We start from the raw sequence: 26,120 nt of genomic DNA, 5'->3' as shown, positions 1-26,120 counted from the left end.
TTAGGGTTAAAATTTTTCGGGTTTGAGCAGTACATACACCATGTATATGAAAACTGCGATTGAAACGATGAATAGGGCTAACATAATTTTAGATTTTTTCGAACCAGTCAATAGATTTAAAAATCAACCAGCTGCAAAGCAGTATGGCCAGAAACAAAATGATCGTATTCATATCTTTTTAATTTGTAACCTATTGCCAAACGCTGTACCAAATCGCCAGTAATTAACAACAACTTATTAAAAATCAGATAATTACGTTGAAATTTAAAGAAAGCAAAATGCCCATAAACAAGAAAACCCTTCCATAATGGAAGGGTTGTTTTTCAAATGAGTGCGTTGAAATGGGGATCTAATAACAATACCTGGCTCTGGCAGTGTACCGATTAGCCCAAATGGTATTCTTCTATTTTACGATATAGCGTGGTAAGCCCGATATTCATCAACCGGGCAGCTTCTGTTTTGTTGCCTTTGGTATAGTTTAGGATCTTACGGATATGGTTCTTTTCTACAATAGCCATATCAAATACCGTATCAGGCGATTCTTCTTCAATACGGTGCCCAACCGGGAGCAGGTCTACAGTTAGCAGGTTGCCTTCGCATAAAATCACGGCACGCTCTATGAGGTTCTTCAGTTCGCGGATGTTACCTTTCCAGCTGTAAGTTTCCAGCTGGGCTATAAAATTGGCATCGAAGCCGGTAATATTGCGATTGGTTTTTTCAGAATATTCTTTGAGATAATACTCGGCCAAAGGCTTGATATCTTCTTTACGCTGGTTAAGCGATGGCAGCTTAATGGTAAATACAGACAGCCTGTAAAACAGGTCTTCCCTGAAATGTCCTCTATCGATCTCATCCTGCAGATCGCGGTTAGTGGCGGCAATAATGCGCGCATTTACCTTCTGGGTTTTGGTATCACCCACCTTAATAAACTCGCCCGACTCGAGTACCCTTAGCAGTTTAGCTTGGAGGTCGATGTTCATTTCGCCAATCTCATCCAGAAACAGCGTACCGCCGTCGGCTTCCTCAACCAGTCCTTTTTTATCTTTCATGGCCCCCGTAAACGCCCCGGCCTTATGGCCAAAAAGTTCGCTCTCTAAAAGCTCACGGGCAAAGGCGCTACAGTTTACCGCCACAAAGCTTTTGCTTTTACGCGTGCTGTTATAGTGGATAGATTGGGCAAATACTTCTTTACCGGTACCTGTTTCGCCTGTTAACAACACCGTGGTATCCGTAGTCGACACCTTTCGGGCCAGGCTTACGGCATCTTTAACCGCATGCGAGGTACCCAAAATAGATTCGAAACTATGCTGACTGATAATCTTATTCTCTATCTGGTATAGCTTATACTGCAGGTTAGCCTTTTCGGCAGCTTTGGCCAGCAAGGGGAGGATCTTGTCGTTATCGTCGCCTTTGGTAATGTAATCGAAAGCACCGTTTTTGATAGCCAAAACGCCATCGTGTATGGTGCCATAGGCGGTAAGGCATATCACCTCTACATAGGGTTTCTTTTCTTTAATCTGTTTTACCAGTTCAACACCGTTTACATCGGGCAGTTTAACATCGCTTAGCACTACCTGTACGTTTTCGCTGGTTAAAATTTTCAGCCCTTCTTTGCCTGTGTAGGCCTGCAAGGCTTTATAACCTTCCAGTTCGATGATCCGCGCAAGCAACCCGCACAATTTCTTCTCATCATCTATAATTAATACCGTTTGTTGCATGCTTTAATTGTTACCCGGAGTAAACAAGAGGTGTTTAAGGCTCCTGCTAAATTCCGTTGTAAATATCTTAATTATATGATATAAAATTCACAAAAAAAGCCCCTGAACCAGAGGCTTTATAAATTTGATTTAACTTTCTTTTTCAACTACTTAACCTTTTGGCCAACATAGTTATTACTCAGATAATGCAGGTACCCGTTTTCTGTTATCACTAAACTGCTTAAAACCGGGGCTGGGGTATGTACTTGTTTTGTTCTTGAAGTTTTAATTAGCGGCAAAAGTACAACTGCTAATAAAGCGCCTACTTTAAGCGCTATGTAAAATGCTATCATTACTAAAAAATTATGTGTCGATATAGAAGTTTTATGTTCTATAATATCCACATAAGCCAAAACACATGCCAAAATTGCACCAGTACGCATTATTAGGACTTTAGTGTTAAATAAGCCCTATAATTATACAAACTCATTACAAATTTTGCATTTTGCTTTCCATTTTGAAATGGTATTTTATCAAAGTGGCAAGGTTGGTGTACAATTTAAAAGCGATTACAGATCAAAAGGATTTAGGTTAACTGCAAGAAATGGATTTAGGCAACCAATAATTTTCACCTAATTATATTAATTTAGTGAAAAACAACCTGCCATGAATGAAGTATGTCAACATATTAAGGATATTAAAGAAATAAAGCTGGCCGATGAACTGGTATGCCCCGAATGTATTAAAGTGGGCAGCGATTGGGTACACCTACGCACCTGCCAAACCTGTGGCATTACGCTATGCTGCGATGATTCGCCGTTGAAACATATGACGGCACATTACCATGCAACCAGCCACCCGGTAATTACATCGGCACAGCCCGGCGAAAAGTGGATGTGGTGCTATAAAGATGAGTCGTTTGCAGATTACGAATAAGCAGTTTTAAATAGCCTTATCCGCTAATTATAGCTATATATTTTACATTTAGAAACAGAAAATATTGCTTATAATCGTGGGTTATAACCCTCACACAAGTTATAACCTATAACAAATTTTAATACTAAGCAATACATTATACATGCACACTATTGCCATTATTGGCGGCGGCTTTGCCGGCACCATGACAGCTGTACACCTGATGCACCAGGCAGATATGCCGCTCCGCATCTTGATTATTAATACCCATTTCCCGCTGATAAAAGGCATCGCATACGCCACCCAATATCCCGGGCACCTGCTCAATGTAACGGTAGATAGTATTAGTGCCTTTGACCAACAAGAGGATCACTTTTTTAACTGGCTGCAACAGCACCATGACTTTAAGGATTTACCTGCCGAAAACCTGAAAACCAGCTTTGCACCCAGAAAGGTATATGCCGAGTATTTAGATTCAATTTGGGAAGCCGCCGTAGCGGGCAAAAGCAGCCTGGTTAATTTGCAAATCATTGAAGATGAGGTTGTCAATGTGCATTCGCAAGTACAGGGCTTAACGCTCGGGCTTAAGGCCAATGCCTCTGTAAATGCAGATTACGTGGTTTTAGCTACAGGCAATGCCATACCCAAAAATCCGCCCATTGCCGATGCTGCTTTTTACAGCAGTCCGCTTTATTTTAAAAACCCGTGGAATGATGAAGGTTTGCAAAACCTGAAATCGGAACGGGATATTTTACTGATCGGTAACAGCCTCACCATGATCGATGCTGTAATTTCATTATTGGCCAATGGGTTTACCAAAAACATTTACACCGTATCGCCGCATGGTTTTGCCATTATGCCCGATGAACATGTACCGCCCTACGACCGCGATATCCTAAACGAAATTGCACGCCCGTATCGACTTTATGACTTGATTACCGTAATCAGTAAACATATGAAACGCTGCAAGCAAGAGGGCATATCCCGGCTGGCAGTTATCAATTCTATAAGGCATAACCTGCAAGAGATCTGGGTCGACTTTACGATACAAGATAAGCGCCGCTTTCTGAAAAGAATAAGCCCCATGTGGAACGCCTGGCGGCACCGTACACCGGCTGGCATGTATCAAAAGATCTCCGGCCTAAGGGATACAGGTAAACTGACAACAATTACCGGACGGTTGATTAGCTTCACAGAAAAAGACGGTTATGCTGAAGCCCGCATTTTCGACAAAACAACTAACCGGGAAATAGTGCTCGATGTGGAAAGAGTGATTAACTGTACCGGTTCGCAAATTGATGTGCGCTTGCCGGGTACGCTGCTAAACAACATGTACACTGCCGGACTAATTAACCCCGACCCGCTAAACATTGCGCTAAATGCCGATGCCCAAAGCGGTGCTGTGATTAACCGTGATGGTAATACATCTACTACCATCTACACCCTAGGCAACAACATGAAAGGCATCCTCTGGGAAACCACCGGCGTGCCCGAAATACGCGCACAGGCAGAAAATATAGCTATGGGGTTAATAAAGCAGGTGAAACAACAGGAAGTTAGCATTGAGAAAACTTCCTATTAGCTTTACTCCTTCTTAACCCCAACATTCCTGATAAAAATAAACGCCATCAACGCAGCTAAAAAACCCAGCCCGGCAGAGACGCGTAAGATAAACGCATAGGCACTGATAAAACTGCTGTAATAGGTTTTTTCTACAGCAAGCTTCTGGCCGGCGGCCACTCCGGCGGGAACCTTGGCATTACCCAAATTAACAGCCGAGGCGATTACAGCTTGTTTTTCTTTATCCTTCATTGGGATATGCTTTAACTCCTGCTGCAAAGCACCCGAAAAGATGAGCACCGCCAGCGCACCGAATATAGCATTGGCAAAAACATTGGCAATACGGGTTATGGCATTGTTAACGCCCGATGCCGTGCCCGAAAAATGATCGCTTACCGAGCCCATTACCGCCGTGGTAAGCGGTGCCACCGTGAACGACATTCCCAACCCGAATACCAATATACCGGGGAAGAAGGTAGTCCAGTATTCGCCCGGTCCGCTGGTTTGTTTTACAAAGGAGAGCAGCAGTAATCCCAGGCCGGCTGTAGCCGGCCCACAGATGAGTAATAACCTCGGGCCATGTTTATCAGCCAGTGCCCCTGCAAAGCGGGCCACGCTAACCATTAAAATAGTAAAAGGCAAAAAGGTAAGCCCCGATTGCAGCTGATCGTACCCCTGTACCTGCACCAGGTTGAGAGATAAAAACAGCATCCCCGCCCCAAGCCCGGCGTACAGAAAAAACGAAAGCAAATTGGCCCCGCTAAAAGTAAGGTTGGTAAACAGCTGTAAAGGCATCATAGGGTGCTTGCTTTTACTTTCTATAATGATGAAGGCGATCAACAGCACCATACCCAATGTTATGGAGGTATAAACCTGCCAGTGGTACCAGCCAATAGCCGGGATGCGCAGAAAACCAAATGTAAGCATGGCTAAACCCATGGCAATGGTAATGGCACCCGGGTAATCAATGGCGTGGCTGCTGCCTTCGTCCCGGCTTTCTTTAACCTTAAACCAAAGGATGAGCACTGCTGCCAAACCAATGGGGATATTGATGAAGAAGATATAACGCCACAACCCGGCATCGCCGAGTGCGCCGCCCAGTATCGGCCCACCAATGGTGACTACAGTTGTAATGGCCGACCAGGTGCCGATGGCCTTGCCGCGCTCTTTCTCATTAATAGAAGACGAGATAAGCGATAAACTGCCGGGAATCATGAGTGCACCACCAACGCCCTGCATCATACGGAACAGGATCAACATGGTAACACTGCCCGATACGCCGCAAGCAGCCGACCCGGCAATGAATATGAGGATGCCGATCATAAAGATCTTCTTGCGGCCCAGTTGATCGCCCAGTGAACCGCCTATCAATATCAGCGCAGCCAGCATTAGCAGGTAGGCATTCAGCATCCAGAACAGATCTGCACCGCTGGCACCCAGGCTTTGTTGCAGCGAAGGCAATACCACATTTAATGCCGTACCATCTATAAAAGCCATAGCCGAGGCCAGTATGGCCGAAACCATAACCCACCTACCCTCAGAACTGCGAAGCGCTACCGTTGCCATTAATATATTGGTTAGTGATATAAAGCTACGTAAATGGTTTGGTTGTGTTTGCTAACAGCCAGTTGTAAACAGCATGATACTATGCACCCACAAATTTAGATCATCCTAAATCTTATCCCGCTCAAGGGGGTTCGGGTATTAACCGTATCACCGGGATTTATTAAAACAACCTCCGCCAACCCATGGTGGAGCGCGAAGCAAAAAGCACCGGAATCAGCATAGCAGAATCTTTGCAGCTGTTAATGAATTCCCTGGGCGGCATTCCCATGGGCAGGCCTGCCGAACCCGAGGAAGTAGCAGAGCTGGTTGCCTTTCTCGTATCGCCCCGGGCAGCCTACCTATCCGGCACCGAATACGTAATAGATGGCGGGACTATACCACCATTTAACCCCAGCATAATTTAGGCTGATATTAGGCGGGTAGATTTAAAGATTCACCCGTTTTTTCATTGGCCTGCACGGCACCTTTATTTCGTCTCCCTGCTTTCTGTAAATACGATATATAGCACTTAACATTTTGCTTATTTTATGTAAAACACTAATAAACAGATACTTGAATACAAGGCATAAGTATTGTATTGATAAGATAAACCATGTAGTAAAACATTCATTTCTCTATCATCACTATAAATATTAAAACAATGAAAACCTTAATCAAGATCTTAAACACGGCACTATTTATTTCAATCATCAGCTGGTCAGCAGTAATGGCGGCGGTTGTTAAACCAGCCTCAGCTCCTGCAGGCTTTACGCACCAATATGCTACGGTAAACGGCGTTAAAATACATTACGTAACGGGTGGCAAAGGCGAGCCTCTGCTGCTGGTACATGGTTTCGGCCAAAACTGGTACATGTGGAACCGCCTGATGCCCGAGCTATCCAAACATTTTACCATTATAGCCCCAGATCTGCGTGGGGTAGGCGAATCCGGCAAACCTGCCGGCGGTTACGACAAGAAAACCATGGCTGTTGATCTGCACGAGCTGATGAAAAAGCTGGGCTACAAAAACATTAACCTGGTTGGGCACGATATTGGCCTTATGGTAGCCTACGCCTATGCCGCACAGTTCCCGGCCGATGTGAAAAAGGTGGCTTTGCTTGATGCATTGTTGCCGGGCATAGAGCCCGTTTGGAGCCAGGTACGCGCCCAGGCCTGGTGGTTCGGCTTTTTTGGGATGCCACACTCAGGCGAAATTGTTGCGGGTAAAGCCGGACTATTCTTAACAAACTTTTGGCCGGTGGTAGGCTATGTTAAAAAACCATTTACCCAAGCCGAAACTAATGAGTTTATCCGGGCCTACTCGGTGCCCGGCGCAACTACCGGTAGCTTTAACTGGTTCGCTAATTTTCCGCAAGATGCCAAAGACAATGTAGAGCTGATGAAAAAAAAGTTGCCGATGCCTTTACTGGCCATGGGTGCCGAGCACTCTTCGGGGCCATACCTGGCTGCGCATTGCCGGTTGGTAGCTACCGATGTGAAAGAAATTATCATTAAAGGTTCGGGCCATTGGCTGGTGCAGGAGCAAACTGCACAAGTACAGCAAGGCTTACTAAATTTCTTCTTAATGAAGTAAAAAAACGATCAAAACCGGCAATTTATCGCCGGTTTTGATCGTTTTTCTCTTACTCATTTAAGTAATATGAAATTACGACTTAGCAACGGGTACAACCAGGCTAATCGTAACCAAATCGGGTGTTCCGTTGCGGTCAATACCATAGTCTTTGGGTACTACTTTAAACTCGCCTTTAAATGTACCCTCGTTACCTTTCTCGTCAAAAGTAAAATGGATGGAGGCCGGCCTGGTGGCCCCTTTCATGGTGAGGTTGCCCTTGGCTACATAGCCACTACCATCTTTAGCTACCGAAGTGGATACAAATTTAATGGTTGGGTATTTATCGGTACCCAAGGCATCTTTGGCGTGGCTGGTTTTAAGAAAAAAGCCTGTGCCTATGCTGCTTGCATCAATGGTGGCTGATATTTTTCCCTGCTCAGGCTGGTTTTTATCAAACTGAATATCAGCTTTTAAGCCCTCGAAAGAGCCATTGATCCTGCTGCTTGTAAATTTTACAGAGGCATCACCTTTTACTTTCCAGTCGCTCACAAAATAGGCAAAAGCCGACAGGCTGATAACAACTGCAACCAATGCAGGATAAATTATTTTTTTCATGGGATTAATTTTTATTTGATCATGGCTAAATAATACAACAATGTATTGCTTTATAAAAATACGATCAACAGTGCAAAGAGGTTGCCAGCGCAAAACATTTGAAACAAGAAAAGTTTCAACTCAAAAAAATCCCTGCTAGCGATAACCTAGCAGGATTTTTTTATGTAAATCTGGCTATCAGGCCAGGATATTTTTCTTCAGAATATTTACCAGGTCTTCGAGTTTCATGGGTTTAGAAATATAGTCATCCATACCGGCACGCATACAAATCTCCCTGTCTTCGGCCATGGCATTGGCCGTCATGGCTACTATATAAGGCTGTTTGCCGGGTAACCTGCGGATGTGCCCGGTGGTTTCCAAGCCATCCATTTCGGGCATTTGTATGTCCATCAAAATCATATCATACGTATGCTGTTTCAATTGCTCCAGCACCTCTACGCCATTTTGCACCATATCGGGCTTAAAGCCCAGCTTGGCTAATACCCGCTCTATCAGTTTTTGATTAATCGGATTATCTTCTGCTATCAGAATGCGCAGCGGGTGTTCCAGTGCAAAATTAGCCGACAAGATATTAGGCGTTTTCACCTCCAGATCCGCAACCTGGTTTTGATTAAATGCCCTGCTGATACTCTGGCATAAATGATGCAGCTTAACCGGCTTTACCAATATGGAAGAGAATATACCGGGAAACTTACTTTTGGTTTCATCACCAATGGAGCTTAGCATCACAATAGGTAAACCAGGGTATTTTACTTTTACTTCTTTAGCCAAACCAACACCATCCACCAACGGCATTTCCATATCCGTAATTAGTAATTTAAAGCTGCTATCGCCGGCCAATTGCTGCAGGGCATCCTCGGCAGATACGGCAGTAACCGGGTCGAGCTTCCAGTTTTCGAGCTGGGTTTTTAAGATAAACAGGTTGGTATTATTGTCATCTACAATTAGTACGCGCAAGCCTCTTAGTGTGCTTAAATCGCAGATTAATGGTGTGGTTACCGGGGTTTTGCTGCGGGTTGTTGTAATAGTAAAGCTAAACTCAGACCCCTCTCCAAATTTACTAAGCGCCCAAATTTCGCCCCCCATTAAATGTACCAGCCTTTCGCAAATAACCAGGCCCAGGCCTGTGCCGCCATACTTACGGGTTGTAGATGAATCGACCTGCGAAAACGCCTTAAATAGCTTGGAGATCTTTTCTTTGGGGATGCCAATACCGGTATCCTTTACACTAAAAGCAATTTCTACTGCTTCGCCAACCCGTTTATAAATATATGCTTTAATAAAAATCTCACCCTTTTGGGTAAACTTCAGCGCGTTATTAATGAGGTTAATAAGTACTTGTTTAACCCGCAAACTATCACCCACAATATGCATAGGCACATCCTCGTCCAAGTGGTAAATAAGGTCTATTTTTTGCTGGGCCGCTTTTTGTGCAAAAATATCCATCACCTCTTCTACCGTACTGCGTAGGTCGAAATCTTCGTGCTCAATATCCATGTTGCCAGATTCGATCTTCGAAAAATCGAGAATATCATTAATTACAGTAAGCAGGTTTTCGCCGCTGTTAATAATAGTATCGGTATACTCCCGCTGCTCCTCGCTTAATTCGGTTTCAGACAGTAGGGATGCCATACCAATTACCCCATTCATCGGCGTTCTGATCTCGTGACTCATGGTGGCCAGGAATATGCTTTTAGCCTGGTTGGCTTTCTCTGCTTCCTCACGCGCCTGCCGCTCTTGTTGCTTTTGATCAACAAGCGCATTATTAAGCTCGTGCATGTTTTCGGCCTGCGCTATTAATTCTTCCGATTGCGACAGCAACTCTTCCGACTGTACCTGCAGCTCCTCATTAAGTAATTGTAACTCGTCTGATTTTGCCTCAAGTTCATCGGCCTTAAGCATTACCTCCTGTGTACGCGCTGCTACCTGTTTCTTCAATTCGGCCTTTTGCTTTTCAATGGCACTAAGCCTGTAATGGTATATGCTGTAAACAATTGCGCCAATAATGAGTAATATCAGCAGCCTGAACCACCACGTGGCCCAAAAGGGCGGCGTAATAACAATGGTTACCGATGCGCCAACCTCATTCCATATGCCATCATTATTAGAGGCCTTTACATGGAAAGTATAAGTACCTGGATCGAGGTTGGTATAACTTGCCTTTCTTTCTACCCCTCCTTTAACCCAGCCAGAATCAAGGCCTACCAGCTGGTATTTGTATTCATTATTATGGCTGATGATATAGCTGAGTGCAATAAAATTGAAGGCAACTGAGGCTTGTTTGTAGTTCAGCAATATTTTGTGTGTATAGCTGATATCGGTTTTCAACAAGGAGTCTTTATTGCCGGGCACTATCGTTTTGTTGAGCACCTGAAAATCGGTAATATACACCGGCGGAACAAAAGTGTTGATCTTAATTTCGTTAGGATAAAAACGGTTGAACCCTTTTACGCCGCCAAAAAACATTTCGCCATTACGGGTTTTAAGGTACGAGTTTGCTTCAAACTCTATACCCTGTAAGCCGTCGTAAGTATTAAACTGCTTGCAATCGCCGGTTTGTGTATTAAGCCGCGTAATACCATTAGCGGTTGAAATCCAAAGATCATGTTGCTCGTCTTCTGTAATGCCTTTAATAAAGTCGGCACAAAGCCCTGCTTTTTTGGTAAAAAGCTTAAATTTATGATGTTGCTTATCCAGCAGGTACAACCCGGCCATGCCCAGCCAAACCCGGCCTTTACTATCTGTAAAGATGACGCGCGAATCTGTTTGCTTTTTTTCTTTATTAAAATAATGCGCAAAACGCTGGGTGTTTAAATTATAGCAATTAAGGCCGCCATCATCGGTGCCAAACCAAACATTATTGTCTTCATCTTCATTAATAGAAACTACATTGTTTCCTATAAACTTTGTTTTGCCATCGGGCGCAGTGGTTATACGCTTAAACCGGTGTGTTTTGGGGTTTAATAAATTGAGGCCGCCATAATAAGTGGCCACCCAGAAATTACCTTTGCTATCCAGGTACATCTTTTGCAAAAAGTCTGAGCTGATTGCATTCGTATCTAAGCGGTTGGCCCTAAACCTGATAAACCTCCCGGTTTTAGGATCCATGAGGTTAATGCCCGCACCCCAGGTTCCTACCCACAAATTGCCCGCTGCATCCTGAGCTATATCCTGCACGGCGTCTCCAGATAAGCTCGCTGCATTTGCCGGTGAATATCTATATCGTTTAAACAGGTTTGTTTCACGATCAAAAAGATTAAGGCCGCCGCCATCAGTACCTATCCACAAATTACCCTTGCTATCTTCAAAAAATGCTTTAACATCATTATAGCTTAAAGTAGTTGCATCCAGCCCTTGCCTGTAAAGCTTAAATTTATCAAACTCTGCTGTGTACAGGTTAACGCCACCCCGGTGTGTACCTATCCATAGGTCGCCCTGGTTATCCTGGCATATAGCAGAAACCGTCATGTTTGATAAACTGCCTGTATTATCTGGCCTTGGGCGATATTTGTAGAAAGTATTATTTGCGCGGTTAAGCAGGTTCATGCCCTGGTTAACTGTACCTATCCATACGTTGTCCTTTTTATCAACCACAACCTCTAAAACAAGGTTACCAGATAAACTACCGGCATCGTTATCATTATGGGTAAACAGTTTTATCTGCTTATTTACCAGGTCAAACACTCCGGCGCCGGTGCCGTTAATGCCTAACCACAAATTATTTTTATGGTCGCCTGCTATGCTTACTATGTTACTGTTATTACCCAAGCCACCAATAGGGTACGGCTTAAATGTTTGCTTTTGGCCATCTAAAATATTCAACCCGTTTTGGGTGCCTACCCACAGGTTTTTGTGGCTGTCCTGGTAAAAACAATTTATACTATCGCTGCTCAGGCTTGTTTTGTTGCCCCGTTGGTGCTTAAAATGGCGTATTTGCCCGGTGCGGGTATCCACCAGGCCTATCCCGCCGCCCAATGTACCAATCCATATATGGTTACTGTCGTACCCGCTTATGGCTGTTACACCGTCTCTGGTTGGTACATTTAATTTGGTAAAAGAGTTGGTAACAGGGTCAAACCTGTTTAAACTATAGGGTGTACCAATCCAAAGCCTATGGCGGGCATCTTCATAAATACAATTAATTAAATTATCGCTGATACTGGCTTTATTCTTAGGGTCGTTTTTGTAAACTATTACCCGCACACCGTCATACTTATTTAAGCCATCGCGTGTGCCAAACCACATAAAGCCTCTGCTATCCTGAAAAATGCAGGTAACAGTGCTATTAGAAAGGCCTTGCTCACTACTAATGTGCCTAAACCTTACATCAGAAATTTGTGCACGAGACAGCAACGGCACCAAAAACAATAGCAACAAAGCATACTTTTTAAAAACAGTCGGGGCGCGCTGGTAGTATGTCGAAATATTGTGATTAGTCATTTTAGTGTTTCAGAGAGATGTGTAGCACACTATAAAAATAGATAAATTATAAACATAATTATCCATTACCACTGTTGCTATTTGTGTAAATACGTTATTAGCGCTTTAAATGTTACGAACATTAATATTCGGCTAATTAATTTGGGATATAAGTTTGATTAACAGCAAAATGCCCACCTTAAATTATGTCCAATCAGACTATTATTCTGCCTTATCAGGTTATTTTCTTCATAAGCATAAACCGAACTTAGACTTATAAATTAAACCGATGAAAAACACAAAACCAGCTCCGATCACTATCGGGGCTCAAGATGGAGAAAGCCTGTCGATGGTAGGCAATAACTACCGCATCCTCATATCGGGTAAAGAAACCGGTGGAGAATTTGCAACTATAGATATGCTGGTTCCGCCGGGCGGAGGCCCCGGTCCGCATGCCCATCCAAATATCCAGGAAACCTTTTACGTGGTTGAAGGTGAGGTGGAGGTTAAATCTGAAGCCGGCGTTTATATTGCTCAAAAGGGTGCGTTCATCACCATACCCAAAGGCGGCATTGTACATAGTTTTAAAAACAAAACCGATAAAATGGCCCATTTGCTTTGCACCGTAGTACCATCGGGCCTGGAAGAAATGTTTGAAGAGATGGGCACCCCTATTGCCACCGGAACCTTTTTACCTGCTACCAAACCCGACGCTGACATGCTAAAAAAGATGCAGCAACTTGCCGAGAAGCACGGGCAGCAATTATTTCCACCAGATTATCTCGACTAAAACTAAGTACAGTCAACAAGTTAACATTCATCATTAAAAAATGGAAAACAAAATATTAGCTGCTTACTCAAAAAGAGCATTCAGCCTTAACTTGGCTAACATTGTATATTCTATATCTTAACTAGCCTATCAAATTAAAAAAGCATGCCTGTAGTGTTTGAATTTACGCTCGAAAAAGGTTTTCATTTTGCAACAGCCTTGGCCGCACATTTTAATGTACAGGCGGTTAATAACAGGGTTTACCTACCCGAAACCCTGGGCAATGGCTACATACAGGAAATATACCTGGACAATGGCCTGTTTTTATGTATGCACCATTATGTGCTTAAACAGGAGTTTATTTTAAAACGCCAGGCCAATGCATCAACCAATATGCTGACCATCAAATTTGATTGCCGCACCATTGGTAAAAAAGCCAACGGCATTAGCCGGGAACCGCTTTTTGCACCACGAAAAGGCAGCGAAGTTGAATTAGGCACCGGTAATTTTTTCACAGAACTTAGCATCCCTCCGGGCGAGGAAATTGATTTTTTGGTGATCGGTACAACCCGGCAAGCCTTACTGGGAATTTTAAAGCTGGATGCCGACGGCTACAGTATTGAAGGCATGATAAAGGATAACTTGTCTTTTTTACTGCATGAAGGCATGACCAGGGAAATGGAAAAATCATTAAAGCAGATGAGCCAGATTACCGAGCACACCAAAATGGCCGAACTCTTATATCAAACCAAAGCCCTGGAACTGATCTATCTTTTGTTTAACAAACTGTTTTCGAGAACGGTAAATGCAGCTTTAACCATTAACCAAGCAGATGCGGAAAGGATTTACGAGATAAAGGATGACCTGCTGGCCGACCTAAGCAAGGTGCCGCAACTGCCCCAGCTGGCCGTTAAGGCCGGTATGAGCCTTACCAAAATGAAACAGTTGTTTCACCAGATATTTGGCGATAGCATTTACAATTACTACCAGGCCGCCAGGATGGAAGAAGCAGCGAACCTGCTGCATTACCATAATGTTTCTGAAACCGGGTACAAAGTTGGCTTTACCAACATGAGCCATTTTGCCCGGCTGTTTGAAAAATATCATCAAATGAAACCCAAACGTTTTAAGGATACATTGCGGGTAGCCTAGTGGCTCAATTATTTTAATAGGCCGTATCCTAATTACAACTGTGGGATACCGGTAATACAATTTTTACATTGCCGACTGATCTAACCATTTTTTAAGTTGGTTTGACTTGTCCCTGCTCATTAACACACTATCATCCAATGCAGGCAACAATTCAATTTTGAGCTGCCCGTTAAAAGATTGATGGATTTTATGGATTGATTTTATGGAAACAATAAACTGCCGGCTTATCCTGAAAAAAGTTTCCGGGTCCATTTCCTTTTCCAATACCTCCAGTGTTTGATCTATCATAAAGCGCTGTGAAGTAGATGTGATCAGGAACGTAGCTTTGTTTTCTGAGGTAAAATAGGCTATTTCATCGGCCATAACTAGAATATATTTGTCGCGGTAGGCCACCAAAAACCTGGAACGGTAGATAGGTTGTTTAGTTTGCATGCTTTTAAACAATTGGAGTATACCGGCATCGCTTCCCTGCAAGCCAAGGGACATTGCCTTGCGAATACTCTTTTCCAGTTTATCAGCTTCCAGTGGCTTTAATAAATAATCTACCCCGTTCACTTCAAATGCCCGTAGCGCATACTCATCATAAGCGGTAATAAAGATCACAGGGGCTGTAATGGTTACCCGGCTGAATATTTCAAAACTTAACCCATCGGTCAACCTGATATCCATAAAAATAATATCCGGCTGCTCATGGGTTTTCAGCCATTTAATACTGGCCTCAACTGTTTGAAGACTGGCTGTTACTTTAATATCTAAGCCCAGCACATGAAGCATCTTTTCAAGCCTTTGTATGTTTGGAAGTTCATCTTCTATAATTAAAACACTTGGCATCAGTATTTATTTTAGTTCTTGAAATCAATTAGTGGTATCTCAACCCTGAAAAAATGAGCTTCATTAGTAATTACAGGCTCCTGCCCGTTGATGAGGCGGTATCTTTCTGTGATATTTTTAAGCCCCATATTTGTGCTTGGTTCTGGTATCGGTTTCGGTGTTTTATTATTTTCTACAACAATGGTTTTACTGCCGCCAGGAATGTAAATATGAATATTCAACGGCGAATCTGTACTGAACACATTATGTTTAATGGCATTTTCTATCAGCAATTGCAAGGTCAAAGGAGGCAGACCAAAGAGGGCGGCTTTCCTCGCATCCTCAATCCGGACATTAATACCATCTCCATACCTGATCTGATACAAATACAAATAAGCTTTTATAAATTCTAGTTCTTCCGTTAAAGCTATCACATTCTGCGTCCTGTTCGTCAACATATACCGGTAAATGGACGACAATTTAGCGATGTAGGAAACTGCCGTTGACGGCTGGTCTTCTATTAACGCGGTTACGATGCTTAGGTTGTTAAACAGGAAGTGCGGGTCAAGCTGTAATTTCAATGCCTCAAGCTGTGCCTGTGTAGTCAGTTGTTCCATCTCCATTGATTTTAGTTGTGCATCATTCCAACGGTAAAAAAAATATTCTGCTGCAAAAACAGCGGTAATCAGCAAAGAGAATATGATTCCTATAATAAAAGTCTGCCTGATCATCAAGGCGTCATAACCAAAGTAAGCCGGAAATTTAACTTTAAAAAACAAACTCAATAGGATGTAAATGATTATGATATGCAAGGAAAGCTGGATCCCAAACCTGCTTATGATCCGGCTTTCCCAGGGGTACCATTTATTAAGCATTGTGGTGAGCAGGATGCCTGTTTCAAACAATGCGGCAGCATAAGCAACGCTGAACAGGAGTTGCAGCATAATATCACCCAACCCATAATAACTATCAAGAGTAGTATCATCCGGATGGATCAACGTCAGAATCAGGTATAAAACCAACCCAAAGCCCGGGTAACCATATAGCCTGTATAACCTGTAGCTGTGTTTATGCATGTGCTAAAATAAAGATAACTGTAATAATTATGAGTTGAAATCAATTGATCCGTTTCCAGGTTTCATTAAAACTCAGGAAACCCCATTTCACTTTGAGGTTCAGCTGTGTCCCTGTATCGTTAATTGTAAATTTACCGTGATACGTTTTGTTATCTTTCGGGTCAATCACAATTCCTTCAAAAACCTTTGCAGCTGTTGATTGAAGTTCTTTAGCAACAATCTTATTGTTGTTAACTTTGTCTTTTTCGGTTTCCGTACTAATTTGTTTGGCCGTAAACATCAGCCCCTCGGGATAAAATTCTATAATGTCTTTATCGGGGGTTTCCCATTTACCGGCGATGGCAACTTGCTGTGCACGGGAAATAAAACCAAAAAACACAGAGAAAAGGATTGTCATAAAAACCTGTTTGTACATCATCTTAAATTTAGGGTGATTAATATTATAAGGGTGCTTTGATACCAATCATGGCGCTAACGCCACTTAAATGGGTACTGGATTTATTGGGTAAATTAGGAATTGTAGATCCCTGGCCTTCCAGATATAATATAAACGATTTGGATATTTTATAATTGATACCACCACCGGCATTGATATACAGGTAGGTGCCAGAGAAGGTGGTGTAATTAACGGTATTGGATACCTTGGCGAATGATGTAGCCGGTACATCAATAAAAGATGCACCTGCACCCGCCAGTACAAAGGGCTGCCAGCGGCCAAAGCTATGCTGGTAACCAAAAGCCAAACCGAGGTTGGTACTGTTGGCCTTGGCATCAATTAGTGAATTCACGGTTTCAAAGCTGCTTTGTGATTTGAAATTTACCGTTGTTTGCCCGAACTGCAATTTTGTAAAATAATCCTGGTGGTAATTGAGCTGCAGTGCAGTCATGGCATTGGAGCCGGTTAGTGTCTTTTGGCCTTTCACCTGGTCGTAGGGTATAAACACGCCAACAGAACCTCCAAAATCTAAATACAGTTTTCTCGCTGCCGGGTCGTCATTGTTTTGTGCATGGGCAACTGTTGATAATGCGCCGATAAACATCAGTGCGATTAAAAGTTTAATTTTCATAATGGAAATTTGACACGGCAGTGTTACCGCGGGGTTGGGAATTTGGGTTGTTAAATATTAAAGTATGTTACCGGTTGCTTTATAGTAACCGGCAACTGCGGTGAGGTATTCAAAAACACTTTGAGTGTAGTAGTTATCCGCCTGCACCAATTGCAATTCGGCGTCTGCCACATCGGTATATTTGGCAAAGCCTTTTTGCCATCTCGCCCGGACAAAGGCAAGTGCCTGTTCGCGTGCATTCCGGATATTTTGCTGGCCTTTTATTTTCTCCGTATTTTCTGCGATCGAGAGCAAATTATTACGGATCTGAAGATTAGCCTGGGTTTCTAATAAGCTGTGTTCGGTAAGCACTTGTTCCAACGCCAGCCTGCTTTGCTTCACCTTGGCATCGGTACGAAAACCAGTAAAAATGGGGATGCTCAACTGTATCCCTACATAAAAACTGTTAGGCACGTTGTAGCGATCAAAGTTGAAATTATCCGACTGCGCCTGCATGGAATATTGGCTCACAAATGCCAGTGATGGCAGGTATTTCGATTGCTCATTTTTAACCTGCTGCCGGGCAATTTCAGTTTTCCAGTCATTCACATGCAAATCCGGTCGTTTGCTGCTTTTAACATTTAAAGTGTCAGCTACTATTATTTCTTGTTCTCCTATTAGTTGTCTACCAACTGTATCTGTCAATTCCAGTTCTTTATCAAGCGATACATTTAATAGAGATTTAAGGTAATTTTCAGACTGCTTTATAGCTGTTTGTGCCTTGCTGCAATTGATCTTCATCAGTTCTACATTACTCCAGGCATTTAGGGTATCACCTTTATTGGCATAGCCCTTGCCAAATAACAGCCGGCTGTCTTTAAGATTACGCTCTGACCGGTTTAAGGAAGCATTGGTTAATAACAGGTTCTGCCGGGCAATTAAGCTATTAAAGTAGGCCTTCCTGGTCTCGTCTGCCAATTCCCAACGGCTTAGTTCTATATTGGAATCATTCAAGCCTTGGTTCAGCCGGGCCGTATTTACATTGCCGGTAACTTCCAGGTTAAAGAGCGGCATGCTCACGTTCAGGTTACCGGTGTAAGCATTTTTGGATGAAGCGGGTATAGCCTGCAAATTCCTGCTATCATAAGTGATCTGTGACGCAGAATTGATACCGAATGTTGGAAGAAAGAATACAGCAGGTTTAACATTCCTCAGGTAATTTGCAGTAACCCCAACTTGCGGATATAAATAAGACTGTGCTTCCTTAAGGCTGTATTTTGCTTTCTGCGCATCGATTTCTGCCAGCCTGATCTGCTGGTTGGCACGTAATACTATGGTTACTGCTTGTTTTAAAGAAAGCGGCATTTTTTCCTGCGCATGGGCAATATCTGCACTACTCAGGCTAATGATCAGGCCACTTATTATTATAAGTAATGTTGCTGCCGCTTTTTTTATAAACAGCTTTTGCAACAGGGTTCCCAGGCTTTCTTTTAGCCGCATCATGGTATTGTATACTACAGGCACCACAACCAATGTAAGGAACATACTGCTACTCAGTCCGCCGATTAGCACCCAAGCCAGGCCACTGCTAAATGCTGAAGAACCCCCATGAGCCAAGGCCAAGGGCAACATACCGATTACCATAGCCAGCGTGGTCATGAGTATGGGTCTGAACCTGGCTTTACCGGCATCTATCAATGCCTTATTCACCATACTATTGTCTGTATCCTCTTTTAAGAGATCGTTGGTTTTATCTACCAATAGTATCCCGTTTTTTACAACCAGCCCCATCATCATAATTAATCCGAAAATGGAGAATACGTTCATGGATCTGGCTGTGAGCGCCAGCGCAAGTAATGCACCTGAAATGGCAAGCGGTATTGAAAACAGGATCACAAACGGGAATAGCCAGTTGTTGTAAAGTGTAACCATAATAAGGTAGATGAGGGCGAAGGATACCAGCAAGGCTATCCCCAAGTTACTGAAAGCATCTCCCTGTTGTTCCAGATCTCCTTCGTATAAAACCTGCACATTTTTACCCAAGCCAACTTTGTCTATTTCCTTTTTAATATCCTCACCCACATCGCCAACAGGCCTTCCCGAAACCTGTGCTAATAAAGTAATGCTCGGTTGCTTGTTGCGACGTTCGAGCCCTGACGGGCCCGACTGTTGAACAATTTTTGCAAACTGACTTAAATACACCAACTGGTTATCTGCATTAATAAAGGTCATCTTCATTAACTGGTCAGTTTTATTACGGTCATTAACATCCAGTTGTATCCGGGTATCGGTTTCCTTTTCCTGGTCACGAAACTTCAACTGGTCATTACCATAAACCGCCATGCGCATGGCATCCCCTACAGTTTCGGTGTTCAATCCAAGCCTGGCCATTTTATCGCGGTCTGCAAGCAGCCTCATTTCCGGTTTACCCAAATCAGATGACAGCCGTGGGCTCACTAACCCGTTAACGCTGCGAATACGGGCAAGAATAACAGCTGCTGCGGCATTTACGCTATCCCTGTTGGTTCCGGTAACCAGTAATTGAACAGGTGCCTCATTTGCCCCAAACAACCCGATAGGCGATACCCTGCTTTTAACACCGGTAACCTGCATGGATAATGCTTTCAGATCCCTGGATAATTGCGACAGACTTTTCGTCCTTTCTGTTGCCGGGACTAGCGATATATTAATGGTGGCCAGGTTAGAACTGTATTTTTCATTAAAACCATCATTTTGATATCCGGTGTTTGAAAATACCTTGGTGATCTCCGGAATAGCTTTTAATTTGTTTTCAATCACCCTAACGGTAGCGTCTGTTTCTTCCAGTTTAGTGCCAGGTTGCAAGTCGACAAACAGGGACAGTTCTCCTTTATCTGCTGCCGGCAAAAATTCAGTACCTACTGTATTGGAAGTAAGCAACAACAAAGAGCTGCCGAAAATGGTAGCTGCCAATAAACCGATGACAATTTTATGGTTGAGGCCCCATTTTAAAAGCCGGCCGTACCCTTCGGTGAGTTCATACATCCGGGCTTCAAACCAAAGGCCCGCCTTGCCGAAGATCGTTTTTGCGCTCAATTGCTCCAGCTTGGCGAAACGCGATGCGATCATAGGCGTAAGCGTGAAAGAAACAACCAGGCTGGATAGCGTGGATACAACGATAACCAGCGAAAATTCTTTAATCAAACTACCAACCAGGCCCGGTACCAGCGCCATAGGCAAAAACACCACCACATCCACAAGGGTAATGGATAATGCTGCAAAACCGATCTCGTTACGGCCATCCAGTGCGGCATCCCGTTTATCTTTTCCTTTTTCGAGGTGATGGTAGATATTCTCCAACACCACAATAGAGTCATCAACCAGCACACCAATTACCAGGCTCATGGCCAGTAAGGTCATCAGGTTAAGCGAATAATCCAGCGCATACATCATGATAAAAGCGCTGAATAGGGAAGCCGGTATAGAAACCATAATGATCAGCGAGTTGCGGATACTGTGTAAAAATACCAGCATCACCAATGCGACCAACAGGATAGCAATACCCAAATCATCATATACCTGGTGAGCGGCTTCGAGCGTAAATTCAGAGCTGTCCTGGGCTACATTGAATCTGATCTTTTTATCAGTGTATTCCTGTTCGATCTTTGTTAGTTCTTCCCTTACTACTTTGGTAACCTCCGCAGCATTGGCGCCGGATTGTTTGTTGATGAAAAGCGCTATAGATGATTGGCCGTTGAGCCTACTACTAATCTCTTCGTCCTTATGGCTGATTTGAACACTGGCTACATCTTTTATACTCAGGCTGCTGCCATCCGGATAGGTTTTTATCTTTAAATTATTGACCTGATTAGTATCCGTTAATTTACCGCCCAACTTAACACCAAACTGCGCATCCTTATCCTTGATTGTCCCCACCGGGTAATCGGCATTGGCTTTCCGGATGGTTTCGTAAACGTCTGTGATTGAAAGGCCGTTACTAACCAGTTTATCCTGCCTGGCCAGTACTTTAATTTCTTTGGGGGTACCGCCCAATATCTTTACCTTACCAACACCTTTAACCTGGGCCAGCCTCGGTTTGAGCCGGTTATTCACCAGGTCGTATAATTCGGTCGGGGAAATGGATGCGGTTACGGCAAGTTTTAATACCGGCAGGTCATTTACGTTAAATTTCTCCAGTACCGGGGCTTTAACACCTTCGGGAAAATCTGCCAGCGTACCATTTACAGCGCGCTGCACTTCCTGCATGGCCTGGTCGGGGTTGGCATCGGCCATAAATTCAATAGATACCAAAGAAAGATTATCTGCCGATAAAGAATTTACCTTTTTGCTTTTACTAACGCCTGCAACAGCGTCTTCAATTTTTTTGGTAACACTGTTCTCCACGTCCTCCGGCGAAGCGCCGGGGTATGCCGTAATCACGGTAATGGTTGGCGTGGCCAGGTTGGGCAACAGTTCATACTTTAAATTCTGATAGCTGGTGATGCTTAAACCACCCAGGATCAAAAAAAATACGATAAATAAGATCGGCCTTTTAATAGCCAGTCCGGTAATGCTCATAAAAATAAATTTGAGTTGATAAAAAGGAGATAAAGCCGCTTAATTTTTGATGGTAAGCCGTTGTAATTGTTTACCGGGCTCCACGTTGAGCAGGCCGGATGTCATTACGGTATCTCCGGCTTTTAAGCCACGGGATACACCCAGGTAAGTATCATATTCTTTTCCAAGAACAATGGGCGTAAACACCGCCTGGCGGCACTGGTGTACCAGGTATACAGCCGCTTGTTTATTGTTGCCGGTTAATGCGTTGCGGGGTATCACCAATGCTGCAGTCCGTTTTTCTTGTCCCATAATTACAGACACGTTCATACCTGCCAGGAGCCTCTGCGATTTATTATTAACAATCCTGATCTCCACCGGAAATGTTTTAGCAGCAGATGCCACGGGTACAATGGCAGATACCTTGCCTGAAAACGTGCTATTGGGGTACGCATCTGCCCGCACAATTACCGTATTCCCCTTTTTTAAATGCGCAACTTCATTTTCCTGCACAAAAACATCAACTAGTACCTCATTAAGGCAGGCTATGGTGCCCAGGGTGGTACCGGGCGTAACATATTCGCCCTGGTTTATTTTCTTATCTATAAGCGTTCCGCTTTCCGGAGCCGTAACTAATGTTTGGCCAACTTGCTTTTTACTGATGTTGAGTTGCGACCCGGCATTCTGCATTTGCAGTTTAGCCTGCTCTACCTCCATGCCAGAGGCATTTCCCGACGATTGGAGTTCCTGAAGCTTGGCATAATCACGCTTAGCTTTATTGTAGGTATCCTGGCTGATCTGATAAGCGGATGAACGTGTTAATGGGTCCACCTTAACCAAAACAGAACCCTTTGTTACATCATTTCCTTTTTCGATGGCCGAATAGACTATTTTACCGTCTGTTTCTGATGTCAGCGTGATTATTTTACCGGCCTCAACAGTTCCCCTGTAGGTGGTGGCATCTGTAAAAAACATTTCTTTAACTAAAGTTGCCTGGGCTGTGTAAGCAATTGGCTTTAGCTCTTGGTTTATCTCATTTTGAACAACATCCCGGTTGCTTTTTAGCTTGCTCATTACAGCAACAGCCAGTAGTACGAATACACCGACAAAAAGTGCTTTTTTATAATATCTTTTGATGGAGGTCTGATACATATTGCAATTGTTTGATGCAAAAATGTACCAATTGAGAAAGTCATTTTATTTTAAGTGACTGAGTTAGCTAAAATCGGCACCGAAGTTTCAAAAGCCGGGATTAAAGTACGGGCATTTTCTGCTGTAAGATCTGTTTGTTTGACTAGTGCCCCCCCGTTTAGAATCGATTGGGGTTGTATATTACATCAGCCGTTAACACTGTATTAAATTTTGTTGTTTAACATGATTTAATGCTTTTATAGATAGTTGCCATCTACCAATCGGCTTATTCCGCCAATTTTTTAATTACCGCCTTAATTTGTTGGGTAATAAAGGGTAGTTGCCCCTGTTCGGTGTGGTCACCCTTTTGTATCCCCAAACTTATTAATTCGAAGCTTTGAATTCGGAGCCGGCAATATTGGATGAGTAAAGCATTTCTTTGATGTAGCTTATCTGATAACCTAAGCTTATCTGATAAGCTAATCAGTTCGATAGCTTTTTTCCAGTCCCCTATCCCTGTTTGTAAACCTGATAATTGCGTTTCCGCAGGCTTGTAGTCAAAATCTTTAAAAACCTTAAGCGCATTGGTTTCTATGGCGTAAAATACCTGCATTTGTTTTTGGTAAACCACTCGGTCACTTTTTGACATCTGTGTATAAACCAGGGTGGAACAAGCGATTATTATGAGCATTATAGCAGGAAGCGTTAGCCGGTTTAACATACGGTTATCTGGTTTTTGCAGGACAGGCAGATATAGCAATCCGATCAGGAGGCCACTCAATAGCCCGCCTACGTGTGCCGCGTTGTCAATCCCACTTTTCAAATTACCATATACCAGGTTGTAGACTATAAAAATGCCGATATTAATCAACAAAGGGGTCCGCATGGACCGCTCAACCTGGTTGGAAAACAATAGGGCGAGAAACACGCCATATAACCCGAAAATAGCACCGGAAGCACCGGCGCTTACCGTATAATCATGCCACCAAAGGCTTGCTAAACTGGCCGCGACACCGGTTAACAGGTAAGCCGCTATAAATTTACTCTTTCCCAAAAAGGGTTCGAGTAAAAGCCCCACATAAAAAAGCGCGTACATGTTAAGTAGCAGATGAATGAAGCCAAAGTGTAGAAAACAATTGCTAAGCAGCCTCCACCATTGCCCGTCCAGTGTGGTAATTGTTGAATTGGCCCCCCAGGCAACCATACTTTGCACATTAGGTTCAAAGAAGGATACACCCGTGCACACCATCAGGATAAAGATGAGGATGTTAAAACCAATTAATATAGGTGTAACAAAATAGCCCTCCCCTGGCACAAAATAAGAGCGGTATCCATCAAAAATATGGAATTTAGGCCGCGTGTCTGGCTTTAGAATATCTTCATAAGGCGGCACAAAATCCTTTTTATATAGCTTGTACTGCTCTTGGATCTCATCATCTGTCAAAACGGACTTCATTTTTTCAAATGTGGCCAGGTATTGGGAAACCGCATGTTCGCATTTGCCGTAATCAACAGTCTGATTGGAGATTGTCACACATTGCACGCTTATCGCCCCGTCCTCCAGTTTTACCGTAACTTCTCCATTCCATGAGTATTCGCCATTCTCCGTATAGGCAATAACGCCCGCATCAGAAGTAAACCTAATGCGCCATCCAAGTTCTTTTACGGTTTCAAATGCAGTGACAAGGGTTTGCTTATCGGTAAGTCCATTGGTAGGCAGGTTTACAGCGTTCATAAAACCAATAACAATCAAAAACCGTTTTGTTTTATTTCCGTTCTCAGCAGAAGAATGTATAACTATGACCCACGATCCTGAGTTAATTTCCAGGCCCTCGCTTGCTTGTTTTACACCTAAGATTGGATTATTTAATAGAATACTAAAATCATAATGCAGGAAACCAAAAGCTATTATCTCCCGCGGTATCGATCGGTCATTGTGGGTATTATCCTAATTGTGATAGGCCTCGGAATAACTTTTGAGGGTATTGAGCTCAACCAGTCTTTATGGGCCAATCTTCAATGGATATTCCTCAATTTTGAAAGCGCGTCTGATTTTATTGTTTCATTTATACTATTGCTCTTTAAGGCTGGTTTTATAGCAGGCGGTTATTTTTATATTAAATATTCGAGCGGCGTGGAGCGGGCCCGATTGGATGATAAAGGCTTCTATTACCGGGAGATCCCCAAAGGTAGCGGTATGGCAAAATTAGGGATCGATATAGAGCCGCTAAGCTTTACACCCTATAGTGCCATCAGCGATATTTCTTATAAAAAAAGTTTGTGGACCGGTGGACAAATAATAGTCACATTAGATTCCGGACCTATCCCTTTGGTTGCTCTGGGCGTACTAAAAGACGACGAAAAAAAGGAAATTGTAGAATTGGTAAAAACACGTGGATACCCCGGGAGGCTTGACTAGGCAATTCCGTAAATGTAGCGCATCTAATTGTGTTGTAATATTAAAAAAAGGAAATTAATGTGGTCAAGATGTTCCAGAATTAACTTTTCAATAGTTCGGAATGTGTTGTCAATGACTCTGGACTCTCTCTCATATCTTAGAGGCAGGTTTTTTAAAACTATTTTCTCTTTGTATATTCGTACCTGTGAGCAAGCCAGCTTCTGCCGCTGCCGTCAGCCAAAATAAAATGCTGTTCTTTGATAACGTGGTCGGGATCTTTAAAGTTTATGGTTTCGTCCATTCGCAGCATTTGACCAGTAACTGACGATCCCTTACCAGCGATTGGAAATGGGTCAAATATTAACCTGATTTTACCTTCTTGACCGCGATCGAAACTAGCGGCAGGCATTAGCCCAACCGGAACCCTAATATCCATAGAAATGGACCTCCAGCGGCCTTCGATCCTGTTGAAACTAATATATTCTATCCTTTCTACGGGAGAGTTGGCTGTTCCGGGTGCTGCATACATAAATTCCTGTAAAACAGAACCTATCATTTGTCTCCGGGCAATTAACTTCGTATTGTAAACAGGCCCTGATGTAGGAGAACTCCATATGGTTTCCTTTACATCGAAGTTTCCCTGCAATAATTTCAATGCATCGTTTTCCGCTCCAAGGGAACTGACTGATTTCTCAGCCAGCGATAATTGTTGCGCATTAACATTCCCGGATAAAAATACGGGCAGTAAAATAGCCAGTATTGTTGCCCGTAAATAATCAACAATATGCTCTTTTTTGATTTTTTCCATAATTTTTTAATTAAGTTATAATGAATAAATTTTCCGCCAATCTTTACGTTTTCTGCTTTCACATCCTGTT

General features: G+C 43.1%; 21 protein-coding genes. 8 read left to right on the top strand and 13 right to left on the bottom strand.

Translation table 11 applies throughout. The annotated features are described in order from the left end of the window. Positions 1 to 46: 46 nt before the first annotated feature. Positions 47 to 223, top strand: a complete 177-nt coding sequence (locus RG47T_RS26545) for a hypothetical protein (protein WP_245770835.1) — start codon at positions 47 to 49, stop codon at positions 221 to 223. Between the two features lie 160 nt (positions 224 to 383). Here the strand turns inward: RG47T_RS26545 and RG47T_RS00400 are convergent, their stop codons facing one another. Together RG47T_RS00400 and RG47T_RS00395 are read right to left on the bottom strand one after the other, a co-directional pair. Continuing rightward, the gene (locus RG47T_RS00400) at positions 384 to 1,718 is read right to left on the bottom strand and encodes a sigma-54-dependent transcriptional regulator (protein ID WP_074487353.1); all 1,335 of its coding nucleotides are present in this window, start codon (positions 1,716 to 1,718) and stop codon (positions 384 to 386) included. Between the two features lie 146 nt (positions 1,719 to 1,864). Beyond that, a complete protein-coding gene (locus tag RG47T_RS00395; protein ID WP_139235702.1) occupies positions 1,865 to 2,050 on the bottom strand; it encodes a hypothetical protein in 186 nt (61 codons plus the stop codon). Between the two features lie 313 nt (positions 2,051 to 2,363). On the opposite strand from RG47T_RS00395, the gene RG47T_RS00390 reads away from it, so the two are divergent. Together RG47T_RS00390 and RG47T_RS00385 are read left to right on the top strand one after the other, a co-directional pair. Further along, the gene (locus tag RG47T_RS00390; protein ID WP_074487351.1) at positions 2,364 to 2,633 is read left to right on the top strand and encodes a UBP-type zinc finger domain-containing protein; all 270 of its coding nucleotides are present in this window, start codon (positions 2,364 to 2,366) and stop codon (positions 2,631 to 2,633) included. A 142-nt stretch (positions 2,634 to 2,775) separates the two neighbouring features. Next, positions 2,776 to 4,194, top strand: coding sequence for an FAD/NAD(P)-binding protein (locus RG47T_RS00385; RefSeq protein WP_074487350.1), 1,419 nt, complete (start codon positions 2,776 to 2,778; stop codon positions 4,192 to 4,194). Between the two features lie 2 nt (positions 4,195 to 4,196). Here the strand turns inward: RG47T_RS00385 and RG47T_RS00380 are convergent, their stop codons facing one another. Then, positions 4,197 to 5,738, bottom strand: coding sequence for a DHA2 family efflux MFS transporter permease subunit (locus RG47T_RS00380; RefSeq protein ID WP_074487349.1), 1,542 nt, complete (start codon positions 5,736 to 5,738; stop codon positions 4,197 to 4,199). 182 nt (positions 5,739 to 5,920) lie between these two features. On the opposite strand from RG47T_RS00380, the gene RG47T_RS00375 reads away from it, so the two are divergent. After that, positions 5,921 to 6,142, top strand: coding sequence for an SDR family oxidoreductase (locus RG47T_RS00375; protein WP_074487348.1), 222 nt, complete (start codon positions 5,921 to 5,923; stop codon positions 6,140 to 6,142). 236 nt (positions 6,143 to 6,378) lie between these two features. Then, entirely contained in the window at positions 6,379 to 7,311 is a 933-nt protein-coding gene (locus tag RG47T_RS00370; protein WP_216350981.1) for an alpha/beta fold hydrolase, read from the top strand. Positions 7,312 to 7,383: 72 nt separating this feature from the next. Here the strand turns inward: RG47T_RS00370 and RG47T_RS00365 are convergent, their stop codons facing one another. After that, a complete protein-coding gene (locus RG47T_RS00365) occupies positions 7,384 to 7,905 on the bottom strand; it encodes a YceI family protein (protein ID WP_074487347.1) in 522 nt (173 codons plus the stop codon). A gap of 177 nt (positions 7,906 to 8,082) precedes the next feature. Continuing rightward, a complete protein-coding gene (locus RG47T_RS00360; RefSeq protein ID WP_074487346.1) occupies positions 8,083 to 12,345 on the bottom strand; it encodes a hybrid sensor histidine kinase/response regulator in 4,263 nt (1,420 codons plus the stop codon). Positions 12,346 to 12,613: 268 nt separating this feature from the next. Between RG47T_RS00360 and RG47T_RS00355 the strand changes: the two genes are divergently transcribed. Then, positions 12,614 to 13,114 (top strand): cupin domain-containing protein, encoded by a 501-nt coding sequence (locus tag RG47T_RS00355; RefSeq protein ID WP_074487345.1) that lies wholly within the window; start codon positions 12,614 to 12,616, stop codon positions 13,112 to 13,114. 144 nt (positions 13,115 to 13,258) lie between these two features. After that, complete coding sequence (locus RG47T_RS00350; RefSeq protein ID WP_074487344.1) at positions 13,259 to 14,245, top strand: helix-turn-helix domain-containing protein; 987 nt, start codon at positions 13,259 to 13,261, stop codon at positions 14,243 to 14,245. A 63-nt stretch (positions 14,246 to 14,308) separates the two neighbouring features. Here the strand turns inward: RG47T_RS00350 and RG47T_RS00345 are convergent, their stop codons facing one another. The 7 genes from RG47T_RS00345 to RG47T_RS00315 form a co-directional block, all read right to left on the bottom strand. After that, a complete protein-coding gene (locus RG47T_RS00345) occupies positions 14,309 to 15,076 on the bottom strand; it encodes a LytR/AlgR family response regulator transcription factor (RefSeq protein ID WP_074487343.1) in 768 nt (255 codons plus the stop codon). Between the two features lie 11 nt (positions 15,077 to 15,087). Continuing rightward, a complete protein-coding gene (locus tag RG47T_RS00340; RefSeq protein WP_074487342.1) occupies positions 15,088 to 16,131 on the bottom strand; it encodes a sensor histidine kinase in 1,044 nt (347 codons plus the stop codon). 40 nt (positions 16,132 to 16,171) lie between these two features. Beyond that, a complete protein-coding gene (locus RG47T_RS00335; RefSeq protein ID WP_139235703.1) occupies positions 16,172 to 16,549 on the bottom strand; it encodes a DUF2147 domain-containing protein in 378 nt (125 codons plus the stop codon). Between the two features lie 22 nt (positions 16,550 to 16,571). After that, positions 16,572 to 17,198: a hypothetical protein gene (locus tag RG47T_RS00330; protein ID WP_074487340.1), complete on the bottom strand. Its 627-nt coding sequence runs from the start codon at positions 17,196 to 17,198 to the stop codon at positions 16,572 to 16,574. A gap of 57 nt (positions 17,199 to 17,255) precedes the next feature. Then, positions 17,256 to 21,734 carry an efflux RND transporter permease subunit gene (locus RG47T_RS00325; protein WP_074487339.1) on the bottom strand — a complete coding sequence of 1,493 codons (4,479 nt, stop codon included), beginning with the start codon at positions 21,732 to 21,734 and terminating at the stop codon, positions 17,256 to 17,258. A 39-nt stretch (positions 21,735 to 21,773) separates the two neighbouring features. Further along, positions 21,774 to 22,865: an efflux RND transporter periplasmic adaptor subunit gene (locus tag RG47T_RS00320; protein ID WP_074487338.1), complete on the bottom strand. Its 1,092-nt coding sequence runs from the start codon at positions 22,863 to 22,865 to the stop codon at positions 21,774 to 21,776. A gap of 265 nt (positions 22,866 to 23,130) precedes the next feature. Then, complete coding sequence (locus tag RG47T_RS00315; RefSeq protein WP_074487337.1) at positions 23,131 to 24,579, bottom strand: rhomboid family intramembrane serine protease; 1,449 nt, start codon at positions 24,577 to 24,579, stop codon at positions 23,131 to 23,133. A gap of 153 nt (positions 24,580 to 24,732) precedes the next feature. On the opposite strand from RG47T_RS00315, the gene RG47T_RS00310 reads away from it, so the two are divergent. Beyond that, positions 24,733 to 25,263 (top strand): hypothetical protein, encoded by a 531-nt coding sequence (locus RG47T_RS00310; RefSeq protein ID WP_074487336.1) that lies wholly within the window; start codon positions 24,733 to 24,735, stop codon positions 25,261 to 25,263. 157 nt (positions 25,264 to 25,420) lie between these two features. Here RG47T_RS00310 and RG47T_RS00305 read toward each other — a convergent pair whose 3' ends face one another. Then, positions 25,421 to 26,050 (bottom strand): hypothetical protein, encoded by a 630-nt coding sequence (locus RG47T_RS00305; protein ID WP_074487335.1) that lies wholly within the window; start codon positions 26,048 to 26,050, stop codon positions 25,421 to 25,423. Positions 26,051 to 26,120: the final 70 nt, after the last annotated feature.

This window comes from Mucilaginibacter polytrichastri, assembly GCF_001911425.1.
Lineage (GTDB): Bacteria > Bacteroidota > Bacteroidia > Sphingobacteriales > Sphingobacteriaceae > Mucilaginibacter > Mucilaginibacter polytrichastri.
Note: the sequence above shows the minus strand (reverse complement) of the source record. Positions and strands in the feature narration are given on the sequence as shown.

Coding starts and splice junctions, on each gene's coding strand:
- RG47T_RS26545 (WP_245770835.1), top strand. CDS start 47: ATGAAAACTGCGATTGAAACGATGAATAGGGCTAACATAATTTTAGAT.
- RG47T_RS00400 (WP_074487353.1), bottom strand. CDS start 1,718: ATGCAACAAACGGTATTAATTATAGATGATGAGAAGAAATTGTGCGGG.
- RG47T_RS00395 (WP_139235702.1), bottom strand. CDS start 2,050: ATGATAGCATTTTACATAGCGCTTAAAGTAGGCGCTTTATTAGCAGTT.
- RG47T_RS00390 (WP_074487351.1), top strand. CDS start 2,364: ATGAATGAAGTATGTCAACATATTAAGGATATTAAAGAAATAAAGCTG.
- RG47T_RS00385 (WP_074487350.1), top strand. CDS start 2,776: ATGCACACTATTGCCATTATTGGCGGCGGCTTTGCCGGCACCATGACA.
- RG47T_RS00380 (WP_074487349.1), bottom strand. CDS start 5,738: ATGGCAACGGTAGCGCTTCGCAGTTCTGAGGGTAGGTGGGTTATGGTT.
- RG47T_RS00375 (WP_074487348.1), top strand. CDS start 5,921: ATGGTGGAGCGCGAAGCAAAAAGCACCGGAATCAGCATAGCAGAATCT.
- RG47T_RS00370 (WP_216350981.1), top strand. CDS start 6,379: ATGAAAACCTTAATCAAGATCTTAAACACGGCACTATTTATTTCAATC.
- RG47T_RS00365 (WP_074487347.1), bottom strand. CDS start 7,905: ATGAAAAAAATAATTTATCCTGCATTGGTTGCAGTTGTTATCAGCCTG.
- RG47T_RS00360 (WP_074487346.1), bottom strand. CDS start 12,345: ATGACTAATCACAATATTTCGACATACTACCAGCGCGCCCCGACTGTT.
- RG47T_RS00355 (WP_074487345.1), top strand. CDS start 12,614: ATGAAAAACACAAAACCAGCTCCGATCACTATCGGGGCTCAAGATGGA.
- RG47T_RS00350 (WP_074487344.1), top strand. CDS start 13,259: ATGCCTGTAGTGTTTGAATTTACGCTCGAAAAAGGTTTTCATTTTGCA.
- RG47T_RS00345 (WP_074487343.1), bottom strand. CDS start 15,076: ATGCCAAGTGTTTTAATTATAGAAGATGAACTTCCAAACATACAAAGG.
- RG47T_RS00340 (WP_074487342.1), bottom strand. CDS start 16,131: ATGCATAAACACAGCTACAGGTTATACAGGCTATATGGTTACCCGGGC.
- RG47T_RS00335 (WP_139235703.1), bottom strand. CDS start 16,549: ATGATGTACAAACAGGTTTTTATGACAATCCTTTTCTCTGTGTTTTTT.
- RG47T_RS00330 (WP_074487340.1), bottom strand. CDS start 17,198: ATGAAAATTAAACTTTTAATCGCACTGATGTTTATCGGCGCATTATCA.
- RG47T_RS00325 (WP_074487339.1), bottom strand. CDS start 21,734: ATGAGCATTACCGGACTGGCTATTAAAAGGCCGATCTTATTTATCGTA.
- RG47T_RS00320 (WP_074487338.1), bottom strand. CDS start 22,865: ATGTATCAGACCTCCATCAAAAGATATTATAAAAAAGCACTTTTTGTC.
- RG47T_RS00315 (WP_074487337.1), bottom strand. CDS start 24,579: ATGAACGCTGTAAACCTGCCTACCAATGGACTTACCGATAAGCAAACC.
- RG47T_RS00310 (WP_074487336.1), top strand. CDS start 24,733: ATGCAGGAAACCAAAAGCTATTATCTCCCGCGGTATCGATCGGTCATT.
- RG47T_RS00305 (WP_074487335.1), bottom strand. CDS start 26,050: ATGGAAAAAATCAAAAAAGAGCATATTGTTGATTATTTACGGGCAACA.